The sequence below is a fragment of the Dermacoccus sp. BD5 genome (assembly GCF_044878485.1).
Classification (GTDB): domain Bacteria; phylum Actinomycetota; class Actinomycetes; order Actinomycetales; family Dermatophilaceae; genus Dermacoccus; species Dermacoccus nishinomiyaensis.
On sequence record NZ_JANJER010000005.1, the window covers coordinates 51487 to 73522 of the forward strand.

General features: G+C 68.5%; 21 protein-coding genes and 4 tRNA genes. 7 read left to right on the forward strand and 18 right to left on the reverse strand.

Going from position 1 to position 22036, the window contains the following annotated elements:
- Nucleotides 1–146: 146 nt before the first annotated feature.
- The 4 genes from rplK to NQ706_RS05570 form a co-directional block, all read right to left on the reverse strand.
- On the reverse strand, nt 147–575 hold the full coding sequence (gene rplK, locus NQ706_RS05555) for a 50S ribosomal protein L11 (RefSeq protein ID WP_006946271.1): 429 nt from the start codon (nt 573–575) through the stop codon (nt 147–149).
- 126 nt (nt 576–701) lie between these two features.
- The gene (nusG, locus tag NQ706_RS05560; protein WP_038567055.1) at nt 702–1535 is read right to left on the reverse strand and encodes a transcription termination/antitermination protein NusG; all 834 of its coding nucleotides are present in this window, start codon (nt 1533–1535) and stop codon (nt 702–704) included.
- Between the two features lie 113 nt (nt 1536–1648).
- Entirely contained in the window at nt 1649–1900 is a 252-nt protein-coding gene (gene secE, locus NQ706_RS05565; protein WP_051805667.1) for a preprotein translocase subunit SecE, read from the reverse strand.
- A gap of 30 nt (nt 1901–1930) precedes the next feature.
- Nucleotides 1931–2003: transfer RNA gene (locus NQ706_RS05570), tRNA-Trp, on the reverse strand.
- Nucleotides 2004–2148: 145 nt separating this feature from the next.
- Here NQ706_RS05570 and NQ706_RS05575 point away from each other — a divergent pair.
- On the forward strand, nt 2149–3201 hold the full coding sequence (locus NQ706_RS05575) for an adenosine deaminase (protein WP_038567054.1): 1053 nt from the start codon (nt 2149–2151) through the stop codon (nt 3199–3201).
- A 77-nt stretch (nt 3202–3278) separates the two neighbouring features.
- Here the strand turns inward: NQ706_RS05575 and NQ706_RS05580 are convergent, their stop codons facing one another.
- The 9 genes from NQ706_RS05580 to NQ706_RS05620 all read right to left on the reverse strand — a co-directional run bounded on the left by NQ706_RS05580 (nt 3279) and on the right by NQ706_RS05620 (nt 9706).
- A complete protein-coding gene (locus NQ706_RS05580; protein ID WP_404360544.1) occupies nt 3279–4391 on the reverse strand; it encodes a UDP-N-acetylmuramate dehydrogenase in 1113 nt (370 codons plus the stop codon).
- Nucleotides 4392–4402: 11 nt separating this feature from the next.
- Nucleotides 4403–4837 carry a MaoC/PaaZ C-terminal domain-containing protein gene (locus tag NQ706_RS05585; RefSeq protein ID WP_038567042.1) on the reverse strand — a complete coding sequence of 145 codons (435 nt, stop codon included), beginning with the start codon at nt 4835–4837 and terminating at the stop codon, nt 4403–4405.
- Nucleotides 4834–5289, reverse strand: coding sequence for a MaoC family dehydratase N-terminal domain-containing protein (locus NQ706_RS05590; protein WP_038567039.1), 456 nt, complete (start codon nt 5287–5289; stop codon nt 4834–4836). Before NQ706_RS05590 ends, NQ706_RS05585 begins: the two co-directional genes overlap by 4 nt.
- A gap of 247 nt (nt 5290–5536) precedes the next feature.
- Nucleotides 5537–5707: a 50S ribosomal protein L33 gene (gene rpmG / locus NQ706_RS05595; protein ID WP_006946127.1), complete on the reverse strand. Its 171-nt coding sequence runs from the start codon at nt 5705–5707 to the stop codon at nt 5537–5539.
- Between the two features lie 61 nt (nt 5708–5768).
- Nucleotides 5769–5845, reverse strand: a tRNA-Met gene (locus NQ706_RS05600).
- 32 nt (nt 5846–5877) lie between these two features.
- Nucleotides 5878–5950: transfer RNA gene (locus NQ706_RS05605), tRNA-Thr, on the reverse strand.
- Nucleotides 5951–6199: 249 nt separating this feature from the next.
- Nucleotides 6200–7060: a MaoC/PaaZ C-terminal domain-containing protein gene (locus NQ706_RS05610; protein ID WP_038567037.1), complete on the reverse strand. Its 861-nt coding sequence runs from the start codon at nt 7058–7060 to the stop codon at nt 6200–6202.
- A 1-nt stretch (nt 7061) separates the two neighbouring features.
- Nucleotides 7062–8426 carry a 3-oxoacyl-ACP reductase gene (locus NQ706_RS05615; RefSeq protein ID WP_038567034.1) on the reverse strand — a complete coding sequence of 455 codons (1365 nt, stop codon included), beginning with the start codon at nt 8424–8426 and terminating at the stop codon, nt 7062–7064.
- Complete coding sequence (locus tag NQ706_RS05620; protein WP_006946239.1) at nt 8426–9706, reverse strand: acetyl-CoA C-acetyltransferase; 1281 nt, start codon at nt 9704–9706, stop codon at nt 8426–8428. Before NQ706_RS05620 ends, NQ706_RS05615 begins: the two co-directional genes overlap by 1 nt.
- 130 nt (nt 9707–9836) lie before the next feature.
- Here NQ706_RS05620 and NQ706_RS05625 point away from each other — a divergent pair, with 130 nt between their 5' ends.
- Together NQ706_RS05625 and NQ706_RS05630 are read left to right on the forward strand one after the other, a co-directional pair.
- A complete protein-coding gene (locus NQ706_RS05625) occupies nt 9837–10688 on the forward strand; it encodes a TetR/AcrR family transcriptional regulator (protein WP_006946275.1) in 852 nt (283 codons plus the stop codon).
- Nucleotides 10689–10759: 71 nt separating this feature from the next.
- Nucleotides 10760–12802, forward strand: a complete 2043-nt coding sequence (locus NQ706_RS05630) for an acyl-CoA dehydrogenase (protein WP_006946147.1) — start codon at nt 10760–10762, stop codon at nt 12800–12802.
- A gap of 160 nt (nt 12803–12962) precedes the next feature.
- On the opposite strand, the gene NQ706_RS05635 is transcribed toward NQ706_RS05630, so the two are convergent.
- Nucleotides 12963–13847 (reverse strand): SDR family oxidoreductase, encoded by an 885-nt coding sequence (locus NQ706_RS05635; RefSeq protein ID WP_404360548.1) that lies wholly within the window; start codon nt 13845–13847, stop codon nt 12963–12965.
- 31 nt (nt 13848–13878) lie between these two features.
- Here NQ706_RS05635 and NQ706_RS05640 point away from each other — a divergent pair, with 31 nt between their 5' ends.
- Nucleotides 13879–14232 carry a DUF952 domain-containing protein gene (locus NQ706_RS05640; RefSeq protein ID WP_006946117.1) on the forward strand — a complete coding sequence of 118 codons (354 nt, stop codon included), beginning with the start codon at nt 13879–13881 and terminating at the stop codon, nt 14230–14232.
- 78 nt (nt 14233–14310) lie between these two features.
- On the opposite strand, the gene NQ706_RS05645 is transcribed toward NQ706_RS05640, so the two are convergent.
- A tRNA-Tyr gene (locus tag NQ706_RS05645) sits at nt 14311–14394 on the reverse strand.
- 222 nt (nt 14395–14616) lie between these two features.
- Here NQ706_RS05645 and NQ706_RS05650 point away from each other — a divergent pair.
- The gene (locus NQ706_RS05650; protein ID WP_006946198.1) at nt 14617–15117 is read left to right on the forward strand and encodes a YajQ family cyclic di-GMP-binding protein; all 501 of its coding nucleotides are present in this window, start codon (nt 14617–14619) and stop codon (nt 15115–15117) included.
- A gap of 82 nt (nt 15118–15199) precedes the next feature.
- Here NQ706_RS05650 and NQ706_RS05655 read toward each other — a convergent pair whose 3' ends face one another.
- Nucleotides 15200–16888, reverse strand: a complete 1689-nt coding sequence (locus NQ706_RS05655) for a TIGR03767 family metallophosphoesterase (RefSeq protein WP_006946299.1) — start codon at nt 16886–16888, stop codon at nt 15200–15202.
- Between the two features lie 99 nt (nt 16889–16987).
- Nucleotides 16988–18037: a hypothetical protein gene (locus NQ706_RS05660; RefSeq protein WP_006946190.1), complete on the reverse strand. Its 1050-nt coding sequence runs from the start codon at nt 18035–18037 to the stop codon at nt 16988–16990.
- A 239-nt stretch (nt 18038–18276) separates the two neighbouring features.
- Here NQ706_RS05660 and NQ706_RS05665 point away from each other — a divergent pair, with 239 nt between their 5' ends.
- The gene (locus tag NQ706_RS05665) at nt 18277–19431 is read left to right on the forward strand and encodes an acyl-CoA dehydrogenase family protein (RefSeq protein ID WP_038567032.1); all 1155 of its coding nucleotides are present in this window, start codon (nt 18277–18279) and stop codon (nt 19429–19431) included.
- A 256-nt stretch (nt 19432–19687) separates the two neighbouring features.
- Here the strand turns inward: NQ706_RS05665 and NQ706_RS05670 are convergent, their stop codons facing one another.
- Nucleotides 19688–20221, reverse strand: coding sequence for a cysteine hydrolase family protein (locus NQ706_RS05670; protein ID WP_038567030.1), 534 nt, complete (start codon nt 20219–20221; stop codon nt 19688–19690).
- 258 nt (nt 20222–20479) lie between these two features.
- Between NQ706_RS05670 and NQ706_RS05675 the strand changes: the two genes are divergently transcribed.
- Nucleotides 20480–22009 carry an AMP-binding protein gene (locus tag NQ706_RS05675; RefSeq protein WP_038567028.1) on the forward strand — a complete coding sequence of 510 codons (1530 nt, stop codon included), beginning with the start codon at nt 20480–20482 and terminating at the stop codon, nt 22007–22009.
- Nucleotides 22010–22036: the final 27 nt, after the last annotated feature.

Sequence of the window (22036 nt, forward strand, 5' to 3'; positions counted from 1 at the left end):
GAACGCACCCCGCCGGAACGTCACGGCAGTACGAACATCACTGACCGTACCGGCGGTGCACTTTCAGACACTTTCTCTCGACTGAACGCACCCCGCCGGAACGTCACGGCAGTACGAACATCACTGACCGTACCGGCGGTGCACTTTCAGTCGGTGGTGATCCCCATCGAACGCGCCGTACCCGCAATGATCCGCGACGCCATGTCGAGGTCGTTCGCATTGAGGTCCTGCATCTTCTGCTGGGCGATCTCACGAACCTGATCCGCCGACAGGTGCGCGACCTTCGTCTTGTGCGGCTCGCCGGAACCCTTCTGGACGCCCGCAGCCTTCTTGATGAGCTCAGCAGCCGGCGGCGTCTTCGTGATGAACGTGAACGAACGGTCCTCGTAGACCGTGATCTCGACCGGGATGACGTTGCCGCGCTGGGACTCCGTCGCAGCGTTGTACGCCTTGACGAACTCCATGATGTTCACACCGTGCTGACCCAGCGCCGGACCGACCGGCGGAGCCGGCGTCGCCGCACCGGCCTGGATCTGCAGCTTGATGAAACCGGAAACCTTCTTCTTCGGAGGCATGAAGCCACCTCTTTCCTGTCATGGGCCGACGCCGTGGGCGATGACCCGGTTGCATCCTCACCACCCGGTCAGGCGATGAGAGGTTGGTGACGACCGCCGCGACGAAACGCGCGGCAGGTCGAAGGATCAGATCTTCGCGACCTGGCTGAAGCCCAGCTCGACCGGCGTCTCGCGACCGAAGATCGACACGAGCACCTTGATCTTCTGCGTGTCCGCGTTGATCTCGGAGATCGTCGCGGGCAACGTCTCGAACGGGCCCTCCATGACGGTGACGGACTCGCCGACGGTGAAGTCGACATCCGTGGACGCCGACGACGCGGAGCCACTCGACGCGGCCGCACCCTCAGCCGCAGCCTCCGGCTCCTCGAACGTCGGGTTCAGCATCGTGACGACCTCGTCGATCGACAACGGGTACGGCTGGTGCGCGTTGCCGACGAAACCCGTGACACCCGGGGTGTGACGCACTGCGCCCCACGACTCGTCCGTCAGATCCATGCGCACGAGCACGTAACCCGGGATGCGCACGCGCGTACCCGACTTCTTCTGCCCGTTCTTGATCTCGGTGTAGTCCTCCATCGGAACCTCGATCTGGAAGATGTAATCCTCCATGTTGAGGCTCGTGATGCGCTGCTCGAGGTTCGTCTTCACACGCTTCTCGTAGCCCGCGTAGGAGTGGATGACGTACCAGTCACCGAACTGCGACTTGAGCTCCGCGATGAACGCCTCGCGCGGGTCGACCGCGTCAGCCTGCTCGGCCGGGGCGACCTCGGCGTCGACGACGGCCTCCTGCTCCACCTCGCGCTCGGCGTCGTCGGCGTGGGCCTCGGCGGCGCTCGGCAGTTCGCCGACCTCGCCCTGCTCGGGCGCCAGGTCAGCGTCAGGCGTGCGCACAGCGCCCGCCGCGAATTCGGCCTCTTCCGCCGCAGCCGGCGAAAGCTGCTCGGGGTTCTGCTCGGTCATCGACCTGCTTCCTTCACATGTGGGGACGTACGTCGCGTGCTCTCACACGAACGCCGCCCGCGCGGCCCCCGCGGGGGCGCTCAGGCGGCGAATCTTCGAGATGGGCCCGGGACTCAGTTCGAACCGAAGACCCAGGAGACCGCACGCGTGAACAGCCAGTCTAGACCGTTGACGTACGCCATGATGACGGCGAGGAAGACCAGGACCGCGATCGTGTACGTCGTCAACTCGTCACGCGTGGGATAGACGACCTTGCGCATCTCGCCGATGACCTGCCGGATGAACAGCAGGATGCGGCTGAAGAAACCGCGGCGCTCAGATTCACCCGCGACGGAGGCCCCCGTCACGACATCGGAATCTGCCACGGCCCCGCCCTCTCGGATCAATACGCTGTGCAGGGCACGAGGGACTTGAACCCCCAACCCCCGGTTTTGGAGACCGGTGCTCTGCCAATTGAGCTAGTGCCCTTCGCGAGCGAACCCGCGCGACGCGGCGGTTGAGTGCCGTGTCGACCCCCAACTGTACGGGACGACGACGCTGGAACGGAAATCTGGCCCTCCCCCGTGCGTGATGCGCGGCAGCCGTCGCGCGGGGGCGGTGACAGGATGAGCGGGTGACGAGTCGCGACACCTCCCCCAGCCGCTCCCGGCGAGACCTCGACGCCCTGCCGAAGGCGCACCTGCACCTGCACTTCACCGGGTCGATGGCGTTCGACACCCTGCTCGACATGAGCGTGACGCACGGCGTCCGGCTGCCGGACAGCCTGAGGCGCAGCTGGCCTCCTCAGCTCGCATCGGCCCGCGACGAGCGGGGTTGGTTCCGCTTCCAACGCCTCTACGACGCCGCCCGCGCCTGCGTGCGTAGCGAGGATGACATGCGCCGCATCGTCGACGAGGCCGCCGCGAGCGATGCGCGTGAGGGCTCACGATGGTTGGAGATCCAGGTCGACCCCACGTCCTACGCACCGTTCGTCGGCGGCATCACACCCGCCTTGGAGATCGTGCTCGACGAAGCTACGCGGGCCGGTGAGCGTCACGGCATCGGGGTGGGCGTCGTAGTCGCGGCGTCACGGCTACGGCATCCCTTCGACGCGCGGACGTTGGCCCGGCTCGCGGCGAAGAACGCCGGCGGTGTCGTCGGCTTCGGATTGAGCAACGACGAACGCCGCGGCGACACCTCCGCGTTCGCGCCGGCGTTCCGCATCGCGCGCAACGCGGGCCTCGCCTCACTGCCCCACGGGGGCGAACTGCTCGGCGCCGACGCCGTGAGCGAGACGCTCGACGCGCTGCACCCCACGCGGCTCGGGCACGGGGTGCGTTCCGCGGAATCGACTGAGGTGTTGGCGCGCGTCGTCGATGCCGGCGTCGGGCTCGAGGTGTGCCCCGGCAGCAATGTGGCACTCGGCGTGTACGAGAGCGCCCCGGAGGTGCCCCTGCGTCCCTTGTTCGACGCAGGCGCGCGGATGGCGCTCGGCGCCGACGACCCGCTGCTGTTCGGCTCACGCCTCACGGATCAGTACCGCACCGCGCGCGACGTCCACGGATTCAGCGACGCCGAACTCGCCCAGCTCGCGCGCGACAGTTTCACGATCTCGAACGCGCCGGCGGACGTCGTCGCGGCCGCGGACGCCGACATCGACGCCTGGCTCGCCGCACCGCCTGCTTGAGCGCTCAGCCGGCCTCCCAGATTGCTGCGTCGCGCTCGAGCATCGAGTGCGCGGACGCCGGAGGTGGGCGGAGCGGGTCAGGCGATCGGTTCGAGCCCGACCCACACGGGCTCGGGCACGAGACGCACGCCGAACGCGGCCTCGACGCCGTCGACGATCTCGGTGGCGAGGGCCACGACGTCGGAGGCGCCGGCAGCGCCGCGGTTCGTCAGAGCGAGCGTGTGCTTGGTCGACAACGCCGCCGGGCCGGGCATGTTGTACCCCTTGCCGAAGCCGGCCTTGTCGATGAGCCAGGCCGCCGACGTCTTGAGCAACCCCGGGTGCGCCACGCCGGCGGGGAACTCGGGCGGTGTGGCTCCGTCGGCGCCGAGGCGCTCGGCCGCTCGCTCGCGGATGCGCGCCATGACGCGCTCGGAGACGATCGGGTTGGTGAAGAACGAACCGCACGACCAGGTGTCATGATCGGCTTCGACGACGACCATCCCGCGCTTGGAACGCTGGGCGAGGACGGCCTCGCGGGCGTCAGCGAGCGGAACGCGATCGCCCTGCTCGACGCCGAGCCCCGCGGCGAGATCCGCGTACGCGATGGGCTGGCTGCGATCGGCCTTGCGCAGCTGGAACGACACGTCAAGCACGACGTAGCGACCGCTCGCGTCGCCGTCACGGAAGGGGGTGTTCTTGAAGATGCTGTGACGGTAGGTGAAGTCGCAGTCGGCGTTGGCGAACGTCTTGATCTGCTGGGTGACGCGGTCATACGTCCGTACGCTCGCGACGGTCTGCGCGACCTCCTGGCCGTACGCGCCGACGTTCTGCACGGGCGTCGCGCCGACGAGCCCCGGGATACCCGACAACGCCTCGATGCCGCACCAGTCGTGGCTGCACGCGTACGCGACGAACTCGTCCCACACCATGCCGGCGCCGACACGAACCGTCACGCCCCCGCAGTCGGAGTCGTGATCGACCTCGAGGGTGTCGTTCGCGATCTTGACGACCGTGCCGGGAAAACCCTCGTCCGCGATGAGCAGGTTCGAACCGCCCGAGAGCACGAGCAGCGGCTCCTCGGCGTCATCGACCTCGCGCACGACGTCGACGATCTCGTCGATCGTCTCCGCGACCACGAGACGTCGAGCAGGGCCACCGACGTGCATCGTCGTCAGGCTCGCGAGCGGGACGTCGAACTGCTCCTGCATGAAGACCTCGATCAGAGTTGGATGACTGCTCTCGTTCGACTCAAGACCTTAGTGCCTGCCACCGACACCGCCGCGTCCAGCGTCACCCTGCCCGCGTCGTCGTCGCGCGAGAACAGCGAGACGACGATGTCGACGCGTGCATCGCCGTCGGCAGGCACGACGACGGGGGCGGCGAAACGGGTGCCGAAGGAGATGATCGGGTGCCCCTGCGCCAGCTCCTCGATGCGTGAGGCGACCAGCCCCATCGTCAGCATGCCGTGGGCGATGACGTCGGGCAGGCCGACGCTCTTGGCGAACGCCTCGTCCTGGTGGATCGGGTTCTGATCGCCGCTGGCGTCCGCGTAGGCGACGAGATCGGCGCGTCGAAGCGCCTCGCTCGTCTCGAGCAACGTGTCGCCCGCGCTCGCGGACGTGAGGTCGACGCTGCGGTGTTCGTGCTCGCTCATGCGTGCGTCTCCTCTGCCCTGATGACGACGACGCTCGTCGTGTCAGCTCGACGCGACCCGCCATCGGTGGTGACGGCGGTGGCGAGCGTGACCATGTCGTGTCCGCCGGCCGACCGAACGCGCGCGACGGTCGTCTCGGCGATGAGCGCCTCCCCCGCGACGATCGGCGCGTGATGCGTGAACGTCTCCTCGCCATGGACGAGGCGCGAGAAGTCGACGCCGGCCTGCTCATCGCGCATGAAGAGCGCCTCCGCCTGCTGGGCGAGCGTGACGGCGAACGTCGTCGGCGCGACGACGTCCGTGTGGCCCGCGGCGCGGGCGGCGTCGACGTCGAGGCAACGGTCGTCGCTCGTGCGGACGGCGCGGGCGAACGTCACGATCTCATCGCGCGTGACGACGTGCGCCTGCGGCATGCGGTAGGTGCGGCCCTCGACCGCCGGGTTCACTGGCATGTCTCGACGCTAGAGGTGCCTCGGCGTTACTCGGAAGTCGGAGAGGCGCGAGGTCGAGGCGCGCATAGGTTCGGAGACGGCAGCACGACGGACGTCAGACGAGTGTGACCGAGAATCGCAGATGGGGACGAGAATCGCGAAGGTGGACAGGATTCGCCGATGGGGACGTGAATCGCAGATGGGGCGGGGTTGCGAAACGGCCGTCACCCTCGAGGGGTGACGGCCGTGACGTGTGGTTCAGACGAGATCAGCGGGTCTCGCGGTGAGCCGTGTGCTTCGTGCAGCGCTTGCAGTACTTCGCCAGCTCGAGACGGTCGGGGTTGTTCCGACGGTTCTTCTTGGTGACGTAGTTGCGCTCCTTGCACTCGGTGCAAGCCATCGTGATCTTCGGGCGAACGTCAGCGCTCTTCGAGGCCATGTCCTACACCTACTCTCAAAAAGGTCGAAAACTGTCGCGAGACAGACTGTCGGGAAAAACTTGGTAGCGGGAGCGGGACTCGATCCCGCGACCTCACGATTATGAGTCGTGCGCTCTAACCAGCTGAGCTACCCCGCCATGCCATGATCGCCGTCTCCGGCGCTCACGCGAGCCCCCAAACGGAATCGAACCGTTGACCTTCTCCTTACCATGGAGACGCTCTGCCGACTGAGCTATAGGGGCCTCACGCCACTGCCGCCGAGGCTGTTTCAGCTGCTCAGCGCGTTTCAGGCGCGAGAAATACCTTACACGGCGCCCGAACGAACACGAAATCGACGGGCCCACGGCGACGGACGCGGTGCCGCCGCGGCTCGCCCCACGACGGCGGATCGGGTCGTCGTCACCGTCCCGGCGCCGAGACGTGTCACGCACGAGACGCGGGATCCCGACGCCACGTCATGCCGTCGGGATCCCGCGTCTCAGGGGTGTGCCTCACAGCGGACGGATCGTGCCCCGAGCGTGCTCCGTGCCCTTCTTGGCGTTGCGCAACGCGAGGACGAACGACCCCGGCCCGCCCGCGGACTGCGCGATGAAACGCACCGTCGACGGGATGAGCACCGGCTTCTTGAACGCAACGTTCACCTCGTAGGCGTCGGGCAACCGGTTCTCGAGCGCGCCGAGCATGCGGGCCTTGCTCCACATGCCGTGCACGATCGTCGTCGGGAAGCCGAGCGCCTTCGCGGCGAGCGGGTTCATGTGGATCGGGTTGACGTCGCCCGACACCTTCGCGTATCGGCGTCCGAGGTCGCCGGCGAGGCGCCACGTCGCACCGAAACCGTCGATGGCTTCCGGCTCGTCGACCTTCGGCGGCACCTCTCCGTCGACCTTCGCGCCGCGAAAGAGGTACGTCGAGCGGTCCTCCCACACGAGTTCGCCGTCGACGTACGCCTCACCGACGAGGTCGGCCTGCGCACCACGAAAGTGCGGACGCAGGTTCTCGACCCGCGCGCGCAGCTCCAGCGTCTCGCCCAACAGCACCGGACGGTGCTGACGGATCGTGTTCTCGAGGTGCACCGAACCCATGAGGGGGAACGGGAAACCCGGATCCGACATGAGCGCGACCTGCAGCGGGAAGACGAGCACGTGCAGGTACGTGCTCGGCACCCGGTTGCTCAGGGCGAACCCGCAGACCGCGTCGTAGTCGGCGACGTCCGCGACGCTCGGCGTCACGTCGCGTCGCACGACCTCGAGGTCGGGCAGCGTCCGCCCCTTGCGCTTCGACCCGGTGACGACGGCCTTCGCGAACATGGGGCCGAGCTTCGGCTCGCCCTTCAGCTCGATCGTGCGCGCCATGTCAGGCTCCGATCTGGCTCTGACCACACACGCGCAGCACCTGGCCGGTGACGCCCGCCGAGCCCGGCTCGGCGAAGAACGCGATGGCCTCGCCGACGTCGATCGGGTTGCCGCCCTGCATCATCGAGTTGAGGCGGCGGACCACCTCGCGCGTCGCCATCGGGATCTTGGACGTCATGTCGGTCTCGATGAAGCCGGGCGCGACGGCGTTGACGGTGATGTCGCGGTCGGCCAGCTTCTCCGAGAGCTCACGCACCATGCCGATGACGCCGGCCTTCGACGCCGCGTAGTTGGCCTGGCCGCGGTTGCCGCCGATGCCGGAGGTCGAGGCGACCGACACGATGCGTCCGCCGTCCTTGAGACCACCCTTCGTCGCCGGGTCGAGCAGCACCTCGTTGATGCGGAACTGCGCGCCGAGGTTGACGTCGACGACCGAGTTCCAGCGCGCCTCGTCGGTGTTGACGAACAGCTTGTCGCGCGTGATGCCGGCGTTGTGGACGATGACGTCGAGCTTGTCGGCGTGACGGGCGACGGCCTCGGCGATCTTCGCGCCCGCGTCGGGTGAGGTGATGTCGAGCCCGAGCGAGGTGCCGCCGATCTCGTTGGCGACCTTGCTCAGCGCGTCCCCGGCGGCCGGGATGTCGACGGCGATGACGTGTGCACCGGCGCGGGCGAACACGCGCGCGATCTGCGCGCCGATGCCGCGCGCCGCACCCGTGATGACGGCGACCTGGCCTGCGAACGGCTGGTGCCAGTCGGCGACCTCGGTGACGGCGTGCTTGCGGATGCGGATCGGCTGACCCGACACGTACGCCGAGCGGCTCGAGCCGAAGAAGCGCAGCGGCGCCTCCAGCACGGCCGCGTCGCCCTGGGCGTCGGGGTCGATCCAGAACAGGTTCGCCGAGCCGCCGGCGCGCAGTTCCTTGCCGATCGAGCGCGTGATGCCCTCGAACGCCTGCGCCGTCGCGGCGGCTTCGACGTCGTCGAGCGCGGACGGCGTCGTCGCCATGACGATGACGCGCGCCGACCTGCCGAGCGCCTTGACCGCCGGGATCGCGATCTCGCGGAACGTCTCGAGGTCGCTCAGCTTCGTCGCCGCGGTGACGTCGATGACGAACGCGCCGAGCTTGTCGGAGTACGTCGCCTCTGCGGTGGCGTCGACGACGTCGGCGCCGGAGCCGCGCAGGATCGCCGCGGCCGTCGAACCGACGACGCCGGAACCGACCGTGCCGACGGCGGCGGGGCCGTCGAGCAGGTCCTGACCGACCTCGTAGCGGCGCAGGACGGGAGGCTGCGGCAGCCCGATCTGCTTGGCGAGCTTCTTGCCGAAACCGTTGTTGACGAAGTTCGAGTAACCGTCAGCCATCACACTGCCTCCAGAATCGCGACGACGCCCTGGCCACCAGCGGCGCACACGGAGATGAGGCCGCGGCCGGAGCCCTTCTCGTGCAACTGCTTGGCGAGCTGCGCGATGATGCGGCCACCGGTGGCCGCGAACGGGTGGCCCGCGGCGAGCGAGCTTCCGTTGACGTTGAGCTTGCTGCGCTCGATCGAGCCGAGCGGCGCGTCGAGACCGAGCTTGTCCTTGCAGAACTCGGGGCTCTCCCAGGCCTTGAGCGTGGCGAGCACCGTCGAGGCGAACGCCTCGTGGATCTCGTAGAAGTCGAAGTCCTGCAGGCTCAGACCGTTGCGCGCGAGCAGGCGCGGCACCGCGTACGCGGGGGCCATGAGCAGGCCCTCCTTGCCGTCGACGTAGTCGACCGCGGCGGCCTCACCGTCGACGAAACGGGCGAGCAGCGGCAGATTGCGCTCCTTCGCCCACGCCTCGCTGCCGAACAGCACGGCCGAGGCGCCATCCGTCAGCGGCGTCGAGTTGCCGGCGGTCATCGTCAGGCCCTCGCCCTTGCCGAAGACCGGCTTGAGCTTCGCGAGCTTCTCGACCGTGCTGTCGGGACGCAGGTTGTTGTCCTTGGCGAGGCCGAGGAACGGCGTGACGAGGTCGTCGAAGAAGCCACGCTCGTAGGCGGCGGCCATCTTCTGGTGCGACGCGGCGGCGAGCTCGTCCTGAGCCTCACGCGTGATACCCCACTCCTTGGCCGTGATGGCCATGTGGTCGCCCATCGCGAGGCCGGTGCGCGGCTCCGAGTTGCGGGGCTGCTCGGGCGCGAGCTGGTTCGGGCGGATCGAGGCGAACGCCTTGAGGCGATCCGGCGTCGTCTTCGCGTAGTTCGCCTTCATGAGCGTCTTGCGCAGACCCTCGTTCAGTGCGAGCGGCGCGTCGGACGTCGTGTCCGTGCCACCGGCGATCGCCGAGTCGATCTGGCCGAGCTTGATCTTGTTCGTCACGAGGATCGCGGCCTCGAGACCCGTCGCGCAGGCCTGCTGGATGTCGTAGGCCGGCGTCGTCGGCGCGAGGTGGCTGCCGAGGACGGATTCGCGGGTGAGGTTGAAGTCGCGCGAGTGCTTGATGACGGCACCGGCGACGACCTCACCGAGGCGCTCACCCGAGAGGGAGAAGCGCGAGACGAGGCCGTCGAGGGCCGCCGTCAGCATGTCCTGGTTGGAGGCCTTGAGGTAGGCGCCGCCCGAGCGGGCGAACGGGATGCGGTTGCCGCCGATGACGTAGGCGTCACGGATCGTGGTCATGAATCGCTCCGGTTGAGTCGTGGTGGGTCGTGCGCGAGCCGATGACGAGGCCGCGCGGACGTGAGCACTCGTCAAAACTTACCGATACGGACAGTAGCAGGTACGACGCGTACGCGATACCGTGTCAGGCATGTCCACCACCACCCGAGCAACGAGCGCCCAACCCGACGGACGCGACGCGCGCTGGGCCGCCCATCGCGTCGCCCGCCGTCGCGAGCTCGTCGACGCCGCCCTGCGCGCCATCCGCCGTCACGGCGCCGGAGTGGGGATGGACGAGATCGCGGCCGAGGCCGGCACGAGCAAGACCGTCATCTACCGCCACCTCGGCGACCGGCTGGGGCTCTACCTCGCCGTGTGCGAATCGGTCGACGCGCTCATCCTCGCCGAGATCGACGCCGCCGCGAGCGCCACGTCGGATGGTGACGGCGAGGCCCGCGCCACCGGTTCGTCCGCGCGACGCACGCCGCCCGGGCCCGCGATGCTCGGCGCCGTCATCGACTCCTACCTGCGCCTCGTCGAACGCGATCCCGAGGTGTACCGGTTCGTCGTGAGGCGCCCGGACGTGACGCTGCCGGAGGGTCCTGGCGATCCCGTCACCGGCCTTTCGGGACGGATCGCCGACAACCTCTTCGACCTCCTGCTGGCCTTCGGCCCCGGCACCCAGGAAGCTCGCGGGAGAGCGCGAGCGTTCGCGTGGGGCGTCGTCGGCCTCGTCAAGGAATCGGCCGACCGGTGGCTGGAGAACCCCGGCGGATTGAGTCGCGCGCAGCTCGCCGCCCACCTCGCCGCGCTCGCCCACGGCGGCCTCGCCGGGGCGCTGGCGCGAGACGTGCCAGGGCCGGCCGATGCGCACATCGCTACTGATGGCCCCGGCGGCGTCGACCGACCCGACCGCCCCGCCGACACCGGACGCGACGAGCGAAGCATCCACGACGACACTGCCCGATCCGACGAAACACCGACGTTCGACCCGGCCGGATGACACGATCCGTTCCGAGGCAGCTCTCACCCGCAGGCCGCACCGCGGCGCCCGCGGCCGACAAGGAGGACGACATGAGCACGACTCCCGAGACCACGACCGAGAACACTCCGCCCGCGCCCGCGCCCGCGACGAACGACGTCGTCGAGCAGATGCGCATCGCGCTCGACGGGCCGTGGCGCGACCTGCGCGAGCGGATCCGCGGCGAGCTGCCGTGGGAGGCCATCAGTGGCACGCCCGGCGAGTCGATCGAGGCCCAGCGCGAGCGAGTGACGCGTCAGGTGCTCGCGCTCGCCGACAAGGGGTACGGCTCGATCGGTTTCCCGACGCAGTACGGCGGCACGCTCGACTACGGCGCGTCCTGCGTCGCGTTCGAGATGGAGGCGTACGGCGACCTGTCGCTGCTCATCAAGAACGGCGTCCAGTTCGGTCTGTTCGGCGGCGCCGTCTCGCGCCTCGGCACCGACAAGCACCTCGCCGCGTACGTGCCCGACATCATGAGCGGCAAACTGATGGGCTGCTTCGCGATGACGGAGGTCGGGCACGGCTCGAACGTCGCCGCCGTCGAGACGACCGCGACATACGACGCGCAGACCGACGAGATCGTCGTGCACTCCCCCACCGTCTCCGCGACGAAGACGTACATCGGCAACGCCGCCAAGGACGGACGCGCGGCCGCCGTGTTCGCGCAGCTCGTCGTCCCGAGCGTCGGTGACGTCGCCGACGGCGAGGAGGAGACCCCGAGCAAGGGCGTCCATGTCGTCGTCGTGCCGATCCGCGACGAAGACGGAAACCCGATGCCGGGCGTCACGATCGGCGACAACGGCGTCAAGGGCGGGCTGCCCGGCGTCGACAACGGCACGATCGCGTTCGACCACGTCCGTGTGCCCCGCGAGAACCTGCTCGACAAGTTCGGCGGCATCGACGAGACCGGCACCTACGTCTCGGAGATCGACAACATCAACCGGCGCTTCTTCACGATGCTCGGCACGCTCGTGCGCGGCCGTGTGTGCGTCGGCGGTGGCGCGGGTGCGGCGGCGCAGAAGGCGCTCGCCATCGCCGTCCGCTACGGCGAACAGCGGCGTCAGTTCTCCGCTCCCGGCTCGCCCGACGAACTCGTCGTCCTCGACTACCTCGCGCACCAGCGCAAGCTGCTGCCGCGCCTCGCGAAGTCGTTCGCGCTGCGCTTCACGCAGAACGCCATGACGGCGCGCCTGCAGGAACTGGAGGACGCAGCGACGTCGTCGGAGAAGGAGACGCCCGGCGCCGACCACGAGGACGCTCAGCGTGAGCTCGAGGCGTGGGTCGCCGGCATGAAGGCGCAGACGACTTGGCATGCGCTCGACACGATCCAGGCGTGCCGCGAGGCGTGCGGCGGCGCCGGGTACATGGCGACCAACGGGCTGACGCAGATGCGCGCGGACATCGACGTGTTCGCGACGTTCGAGGGCGACAACACCGTCCTCATGCAGCTCGTCGCGAAGGGGCTGCTGACGGAGTACAAGGACCAGTGGGGCGATCTCGACATCGCGGGGACGATCGCGAAGGTCACCGCGCAGACCGTCGAGGGACTCGTCGAGAACACGCTGAAGCGTGCCGGCCTGCAGCGCCTCATCGACGGCGCGACGCCGCGCAACGACGAGACGGCGCTCGACTCGCGCGGCTGGCAGGAGTCGATGTTCTCCGAGCGCGCGTCGCACCTGCTCGAGACGGCCGCGATGCGGCTGCGCAAGGCGGGCAAGAGCGACGGGTTCGCCGTGTTCAACGCGGCCCAGGATCACATCCTCGCCGCGGCGAAGGCCGACATCGACCTGCGGATCTTCGAAGCGTTCAAGGAAGGCCTCGAGGCCATGCCCGAGGGCGAGGCGCGCAAGCTCATGGCGAAGGTGTTCGACCTCTACGCACTGGCGTCGATCGAGGAGGACAAGGGCTGGTTCATCGAGCACGGTCGCATCACGACGTCACGTTCGAAGGCCGTCACGACGCGCATCAACGAGCTGTGCGCCGAGCTGCGTCCCCACGCCGTCGACCTGACGAAGGCGTTCGGAATCCCCGAGTCGTGGCTCGAGAACGACCTCATCGACCTCGGTCAGGACCGCGCGGGTGTGACGGCCTGACGACGGGTTCGACGCGTCGCGGGTTACAGGGCGCTTCGGCGGCCGACGCATCGCGGCGCGAATGCTGACGGGCGCCTCACCTGGCTGGTGGGGCGCCCGTCAGGCGTTCTGTCCGCGCGTCTGGTGATGTGCCTGGCCGCACGCGGGGGCGTCCCGGGGCTCAGCGCACCGGTTCGCTGGAGGCGACGAGCTGTTCCAACGTCATCGCCTTCTGCCCGGTGAGCAGTCGCACGTCGTTGCTGAAGACGTCGAGCTCCCCCGCGGCGATCGCCGTGTAGGTGCTCACCCATGCGTCCATCTCGAACGGCTGCGGGTCGTACTTCTGCCGTGACGCGCGCGCCTGCTCGATCGTCTCGGGTTCGTAGCGGAAGTCGCGGTCGCGACCCGCGCTGAGGATGGCGGCGATCTCGTCCAGCGTCAGGGCCTGCGGGCCGGTGAGATCGTACGTGCGGCCTGCGTGCTCGCCCGGTGCGAGGAGCACCGCGTGCGCGGCACGGGCGACGTCCGCTCGGGCGACGGGCGCGACGCGTCCGTCACCCGCCGGGCCACGGATGACGCCGTCCTCGTCGGCGAAGTGCTCGAAGACGTCGGCGTAGAAGCTGTCTCGCAGGAACGTCCACACCATGCCGGAGGCCTTGATGTGCTCCTCCGTCGCGAAGTGGTCGCGCCCGAGCGTGAACGTCGAATCAGGCGCCGCATTGAGGAACGAGGTGTACACGATGTGCTGCACGCCCGCCTTCGCGGCCTGGTCGACGAAGTTGCGGTGCTCCTCGACGCGCGTGGGGCTCTCGGCCGCCGACACCATGAACAGGGTGCCGACGCCTTCGAGCGCTGCGGCCGCGTCGGAGGCTCCGTACTCGGCGACGGCGACCTCGCTCTCACCGTCGACGTCACCGAGATGTGGCAGGCGCGAGACGTCGCGCAGGAGAAAGCGAACCGGACGCCCCGGCGCCGAGACGAGGCGCGCGACGGCGCCGCCGACGGCACCCGTCACACCGGTGACACCGATGCGGGGAAGCGTGGTGGAATCTGCGCGAAAGGCCATGTGCCCATCATGCCCGTCTATCGTGGCGCGCATGAGAACGATTCAGCACATCGCGGTGGCCGACGAGTGGCAGGACGCGCTCGAGAGCGGCGAGTACATCTGGTCGACGCGCGGGATGACGATCGAACAGGTTGGCTACCTGCATGCGAGCTTTCCCGAGCAGGTGCGACCGACGCTCGAGCGGTTCTACGCGGACGTCGACGCTCCGCTCGTGCTGCTGACGTTGGACACCGACGCCATCGTCGCGGCGGGGCTCGAGGTTCGCGTCGAACCCGCGGTGCCGGGCGAGGACGACAGCGAGAAGTTTCCGCACGTCTACGGTGGCGCCCTGCCGACGTCATGCGTGAGCAACGTCGAGCCGATCGAGCAGCCGCCGGCTGCGTGAGCGCCGCACCCGGTCGACGCACGGCCTGGACATGGCAAGAGCCCCGCAGACGAATCTGCAGGGCTCTCGGTGCACCTGTGGTGCCAGGTGAAGGATTCGAACCTTCGTAGCTTTCGCGACGGATTTACAGTCCGCTCCCATTGGCCGCTCGGGCAACCTGGCGCGCGTGCTCGGAAACCATAGCAAGAGCACGCGCCGTTGAGCCAATCGGCAGGACACGCGCGGGTGCGCGAGGTGACGGCGGCGTGGCGGCATCGCCGTCAAGGCATGACGCTGGCTGGGACGTCGGCTCGACCGCGGGCGGGACGGTGGCGCGACAGCACGGGATCGGCGTCACGGCATAATGAGGCGCAGGAAGCGCCCGCGTTCAACGAAGGAGAAACCGTGGCAGACAGCTCGTTCGACATCGTCAGCAAGATCGACAAGCAGGAGGTCGCCAACGCGGTCAACCAGGCCGCGAAGGAGATCGGTTCGCGCTACGACTTCAAGAACGTCGGCGCGTCCGTCGAACTCTCCGGCGAGTCGATCGTCATGAAGGCCAACTCCGAGGAGCGCACGCTCGCCGTCCTCGACGTGCTGCAGACGAAGCTCATCAAGCGTGGCGTCTCGCTCAAGACACTCGACTACGGCGACGACGACCCGACGCCGAAACTCTCCGGCAAGGAATACCGCCTCGAGGCGAAGCTCAAGGAGGGCATCTCGAGCGAGAACGCGAAGAAGATCAGCAAGATCATCCGCGACGAGGGCCCCAAGAGCGTCAAGGCACGCATCGAGGGTGACGAACTGCGCGTCACGAGCAAGAGCCGCGACGACCTGCAGGAGGTGCAGGCCCTGCTCAAGGGTTCCGACCTCGACGTCGCACTGCAGTTCACGAACTACCGCTGACCGGCGTACTTCACCGACCCGATGGACGAGGGCCCCGCACCGATTCGCTCGGCGCGGGGCCTCGTCGTCGGCATCCTCGACGTCAGCGCCAGGGGTGGCGCAGGATCAGTTCGGTGTTGCGGTCGGCGTCGGCGCCCGTGAGGGCGGCCGAGCGGTTCGGATCGTTGTAGGACAGCTCGCGGTACAGCGACGCCAGATCCGCCTGGTCCTGCCCTGTCGTCGACGCTGCGTACGGCGCGGCCGACTCGACCAGCGTCGTGAACAGACTGAGCGTGCCGTCGGCGTTGTCACAGAGCTCGATGATGCGCGCGTGCTGCGGGAAGTCGACGTGGCTCGCCGTGTTGATCTCCCAGAACGACCGTCGCGGATCGGCGTGACGATGCGCAGTGATGCGGTTCTCGTGCGTGTGCCCGTTGACCCACGCCACGACGTTGCGGAAGCGCATGAGCGTGTCGCGCACCTCGCGCCCGGCGTGCCGCAGTTCGGGCGTGGCCGGGTCGAGCAGCACGTTCGTCATCGTCGTGCTCGTGTGATGGCTGAAGATGACGAACATCTCGTCGGCCACGGCATGGCGTTGTGTGCGACCCCAGAAGTCGACGTACGTGCTGCTGCCCGCGGTGAGGACACGCTGCAACCACAGGAACTGCTCGTGCCCGAGGCTGCCCTCGGTGAATCCGGCGCGGTTCGTCGAATCGAGCGAGATGCCCGTGACACCGTCGGCGATGCGGAACGTGTAGTAGCCGCGCCCGGTCGCCACGTTCTCGTCCGTGAAGCCGTGGCCGCCGCTCGGCAGGTGCGCGCGCATGTACTCCGTCGGGGTGAACGGCCTACGGCGCTCATCGGGTGTGACGTGCCAGGTGTTCTTGGTGCTGCTGCTGACGCCCTTGATCGCCGTGCTGCCGTTCGTGAAGGTGCGTCGCAGTGCCGCATCGGACGTGCCGGAGGTGAAGCCGGTGAACTTCACGTCGCCGGTGTACATCGCGGCCAGTGCACCCCAGTCGGACGGCAGGACGCCGCTGACGGAGTCGTCGTGGTTACCGAAGACCGAGAACCATCGCACGTTCAGCCCCGGGCTGCGGTGCGCTGCCGTGGCGCGGCGGAAGAAGCCGTCGAGGACCGGAAAGCCTGCGCTGACGTACCGGTCGCGGACGGAGGCATTCTCGACGTTGTAGTACTGCGGGTTGCCGCTCGTCTGCGCACCCTCCCACCGGTCGCTCGCGCCCGTGTTCGGGGTGATGACGCCGCCGTTCATGACTGCGAGGTACCACTCGAGCTCGACGTGCTCGTGGTTGTCGGTGTTGTCACCCGTCGAGACGACGCAGTCGAACCGGCGCCCGGTGAACGGGCCCTTCGCGAGGTCGTTGATGCGTTTGACCAACTGAGCCGCGCCCTGCGTGCCGAGAGCCTCCTGCGGGCGACACGCGCTCGAGTTGACCGTGTTGAGGAACTCGAAGCGCACCGGGCTCTGCGCGTCGACGACGTGCAGGTCGGTGAACTGGACGATGCTCGCGAGGCCTGTGCGGGTGTCGTCGCGAGAAGGACGCGGCTCGGCGAGGTCGGCCCGCACGACGAGGGGGTAGCCCGGCCCGGCCGTCAGACGCGTGTAGCCGCTCGTCGCGAGCGGGGCCGCAGCCTGCTCGAGCGTCGTGCCGCGGGTATAGACCGAACGACCCGCGGCCTGCGCGAGTTGGGCGTTCGTCGCGGCGAGCGCTGCGGTGACGAGGGAGCCGGAGGCGCCCTTGAGGAACGCGCGACGTGTGGGGCGAGGCATGACGACAACTCTCCGTCGGGGGTCAGGAGGTGCCAGGGTGCCCACGGCCAGCGGCGCGCACGTGACGGGCGTCTGAATGGGGCGTGAACTCGTAGCTCCTCAACCGACCTGATTCTCGGGCCCGACGACGAGGCATTCGAGGCGCGGATCATCGAGGAACCGCTGGGCCAACGACGCGTCGGCGGCGAGGTAGGTGCTCACGAGATCGGTGTCGTTCGCCAGGCACCACGCGCCGGATTCGGGGTAGACGATCGAGACCGTGTGCCAGTCGTCGACGAGGACGATCTCGTCGAAAGCGCCGGTGAATGGCACGATCTCTCGCTCCGGTTGGTCGATGCGACATTGTGTGGCGCCCTCGACGCCCAACCCGCCGATGCCGGCCCAGATCCCCTGGACGATGCGGGACGCATCGGCACGCCGCCTGAGATCGTCGCGCAACAGCTGATGGATGACACGGCGCTCGGGCTCCGGAATGACCCCCTCGACGAGCTCGACGCCGCGTTCGCTCTCGAAGTCGAAGTCGATCGAACCATCAGGACGACGATCGGGGCGCCAGCCCGGCTCGTCGAGTCGGGCGTCGGGCAGGGCACTCCATCGCAGGCGCGTGATGTCGCCGTCGCGCTTCTCGATCGGGTGCAGGATGCGGGCATACGCGTCGAATCCGCGCCCGACGAGCCCGTCGACCGTCGAGAACCCGCCGAAGGACGGTTGCCAGGCCAGCACATCGACGGGGTGAAGGGCGAACCCGTCGCTCCAGTGATCCGCGCGAACTCGGACGCCTCGCTCTGCGACGAGGCGCTGCGCCGGCGTGAGATCGGCGTCGGGATCGACGGAGAAACCGACTCTCACCGCGCCGGCACGCTGCCCAGCCGGGGCCAGTTCCATCGGCAGGGTTCCGAGCATCTCGTCGAGAAGGGCCTCGAGCTCTGCCTCGTCGACGTCGTCCTCCGTGACATCCGGCGTGGGCGGGAAGAGCGCGAACCGGGTCTTGACGGCGAGCGCCGTCACGAAGAGAAGTGGGAAGCGGGCCCGCTCGCCGCGCGGCCACCATCGCGGGGCTGACAGTTCGTGCCACCCGAACTGCTTCGGGCCGCGCCACGATCGCCAGTCGATGAGGTAGTCAGCGCTTCGCGTCTCGTCCCGGGTCATGGCATTGACGCTATGGGGCGCCTGCTCACCCCGTCCACACTTTTTCTCATGCTCGCGCCTGACGGCCAGCTCCTACGGCGTTCCTCGAACCGTGGATGAGGTGCGCATCGCGACGGCGCCGAGACCATCACAGCGGTTACGTCAAGGTAAGCATCGCAGCCCGGCGACAAGTACCTGTGACGGGGCGTACCATGCAAAGAGCGATCAAGCTACCCATGAGTTGAGAAAGGCGGCGTCCCATGCCCCGCAACATCTACGACGAAGACCACGAGGCGTTCCGCGCTTCCGCCCGCGAGTTCGTCGAGCGCACCCTCGCCCCGCGTGCCGAGGAGATGATCCGCGATCACGTCATCGCACGTGATATCTGGCTCGAGGCCGGCAAGCAGGGCTTCTTCGGCCTGTGCATCCCCGAGGAGTACGGTGGCGCCGGCATCGACGACTACCGCTTCAACGCCATCTTCGCCGAGGAGATCAGCAAGTTCACTGCTGCCGTCGCGTCGTGCTTCGGCATCCACTCGGATGTCACCGCGCCGTACATCGTCAGCCTCGGCACCGAGGAGCAGAAGCAGAAGTACCTGCCGCGCGTCGCGACGGGTGAGCTGATCCTGTCGATCGGCATGACGGAACCGTCGGGTGGTTCGGACCTCGCAAACCTCAAGTCGATCGCCGTCAAGGCTGACGACGGCTCGGGCGACTGGATCCTCAACGGTTCGAAGACGTTCATCACGAACGGCCACCAGTGCGACGTCGCCGTCGTCGCGGCACGCACGGACCCGAGCAAGGGCGCGAAGGGCATCTCGCTGTTCCTCGTCGAAGCCGGCACCGAGGGCTTCACCAAGGGCAACAAGCTCGACAAGGTCGGCCAGGTCGAGTCAGACACGTCGGAGCTGTTCTTCGACAACGTGCGCCTGCCCGCCGACGCGCTGCTCGGCCCGCAGGACCTCGGCTTCATCGCGATGATGAAGCACCTGCCGCAGGAGCGCATCGGCAACGCCATCGCGAACATCGCGAACGCGAAGCAGATCCTCGCCGAGACGATCCAGTACTGCAAGGACCGCAAGGCGTTCGGTCAGCCGATCGGCTCGTTCCAGCACAACACGTTCAAGATCGCCGAGATGGTGACGAAGATCGAGGTCTCCGAGGCGTACATCGACGACTGTGTCGCCGCGCACGCCGAGGGCAAGCTGACGGCCGTCGACGCCGCGAAGGCGAAGTGGTGGGCCGCCCAGGTGCAGTGCGACGTGCTCGACGAGTGCGTGCAGTTGCACGGTGGCTACGGCTACATGAACGAGTACCGCGTGGCACGTGCGTGGCGTGACGCTCGCGTGCACAAGATCTGGGCCGGTTCGAACGAGATCATGAAGATGATCATCGGGCGTGACCTGGGTTTGTGACGAGCGAATACCGAAGGTTGAGGGCCGTGGGGGGGGGGGGGGGGGGGGGGGGGGGGGGGGGGGGGGGGGGGGGGGGGGGGGGGGGGGGGGGGGGGGGGGGGGGGGGGGGGGGGGGGGGGGGGGGGGCGCCGCCCGCCCCCGCCCCCCCCCCCCCCCCCCCCGGGGCCGTTGGGGCCGCGCCGGCCGGGGGGGGGGGGGGCGCCCCCCCCCCCCCCCCCCCCCCCCCCACAACCCTCGTGGGAGCGGCTGCCACCCGTCAGGCGAACGCGTCGGCGGCTGTCGTCGTCGAGCCCACCGCGTCGGGCTGCTTCGTCCAGGACGCTTGGGCGTTGAGGACGCGGATGGCTTCGTCCGGGCCGTAGGGCAGGCCATGTTCGCGCATGTCGGCGGTCGTGTGCGCGTCCTCGACGAGCGTCATGTCGTAGCCGCGGTGGATGCCGCCGTAGAACGTCGAGCGGATGCAGGCGTCGGTCTGAGCGCCGCAGAGGACGATGCGCTTCACGCCGCGCTCCTGCAGACGTTCGGCGAGGTCGGTCTCGACGAACGCATCACCCCACGTCTTGTGGACGACCGGTTCGTCAGGTGCCGGAACGAGCTGCGCGACGATCTGCCACTCGTCGCTGTCACGCGGCATCCCCGGGTCGGAGTGCTGCACCCAGATGACGGGCACACCCTGCTCACGCGCCCGATCGACGAGCGATGAGATCTTCGCGACGACGTCGTCGCTGTTGACGGATTCGGCCATGACATCGTTCTGCACATCGACGACGAGAAGTGCTGTTTCGCTCATGCAGTCAGCGTAGGTGGCCCCGGTGACAACGCTGCCCGGACGTCCCACTCGATGCATAACGACGCCAGGTGGGGACGCGGCGGCCCGCGGACGTCCCACTCCATGTCAGGCGGCGCCATGTGGGGAAGTCATCAGGCCTGACGGGCAGGGCGCAGGACAACGCCGTCCAGTTGTTGAGCAATGCTCAACAAGATGCCCCAGGAGCGTTGTCGGTGTGGTGTGATGTGATGCACAGCACAGTCAACGTCTGGAGTGCACATGTCCGAGCTGCCCCTCGTCTCCACCACGCTCTCCCTCGCCAGCGTGCTCGCCGAACCGGCGCGCCGCACCCCTGACGCTCTTGCCCTGATCGAGGGCGAGCGTCGACTCACGTACGCGGAGGTCTGGCGCCAGGCGCGCACGGTCGCCGCGCAACTCATCGCGGACGGCGTCACGCCAGGCGACCGCGTCGCGCTGCTGGCGCCCAACGTCGTCGAGTTCGTCACGAGCTACTACGGCATTCTCGCGGCGGGTGGCGTCGTCGTCCCCGTGCCGACGCTGCTGCAGGGGCGCGAGGCCGCCTACCTCCTCGAGACGGCCGAGGTGAGCCGACTGCTCCACCACCCGGCTGTCGCGGCGACGGCGACGAAGGCCTCGGAGATCACCGGCGTCCCCGCGGTCGACATCACGACGTACGCGGCCGGCGCCGAACCCATCAGCAACTTCGTGGCACGCGAGCCGCTCGACCCCGCCGTCATCTTCTTCACGAGCGGCACGACGGGCAAGCCCAAGGGTGCGATCCTCACCCATCTCAACCTGGTGATGAACTGCACGGTCAGCGCGTTCGACGGCAACGGCGTCGCGGCGGGCGCGGTCGTCCTGGGGTGCCTGCCGTTGTTCCACATCTTCGGTCAATCCGTCTCGCTCAACGCGGCGTTCCGGCGCGGCGTCACCGTCGTCCTGCAGCCCCGTTTCGACGCGACGGAGGCGCTGCGCCTCATGAACGCCGAGGGCGTGACGATGATCTGCGCCGTGCCGACGATGTACATCCAGCTGCTCAAGGCGGTCGGCGAGCACCCCGAGATCCCCGTCCCGCAGCTCGCTGACGCCATCAGCGGCGGCGCGTCGCTGCCCGTAGCCGTGCTCGAGAAGTTCGAGAGGGTGTTCTCGACGAAGATTCACGAGGGCTACGGCCTCAGCGAGACCTCGCCGTCGATCACGTCGAACCAGGAGGCGCTCGGCGTCGAACCGGGCACCGTCGGACACGCGCTGTGGGGCATCGACATGGGCATCGCCGACCTGACGGTGCCCGAACGCGTCGAGCTGCTGCCGCCGGGCGAGCGCGGCGAGGTCGTCTGCCGCGGCCACGCCATCTTCGCCGGCTACTGGAACAACCCGGCTGCGAGCGCCGAAGCCCTGCAGGACGGGTGGTTCCGCACCGGCGACATCGGCATCCAGGACGAGACGGGGCGGGTGCGCATCGTCGACCGGACGAAGGATCTCGTCATCCGCGGCGGGTACAACGTCTACCCGCGCGAGGTCGAGGAGACGCTGATGCGCTATGACGGCGTCGCGCAGGTCGCCGTGATCGGCGTGCCCGACGAGCAGTACGGCGAGGAGATCATGGCCGTCGTCGTGCCGTCCGACGACGCTGCGCTCGACGCGGAGACGCTCGTCGCCTGGAGCCGAGAGCAGCTCGGATCGCACAAGTACCCGCGCCGCGTCGACATCGTCGAGGCGCTGCCGCTCGGGCCGAGCATGAAGGTGCTCAAGCGCGAACTTCGCACGAGGTACGCCGAAGGGGCATAGTGTTGTTGAGCAACGCTCAATAGCGTT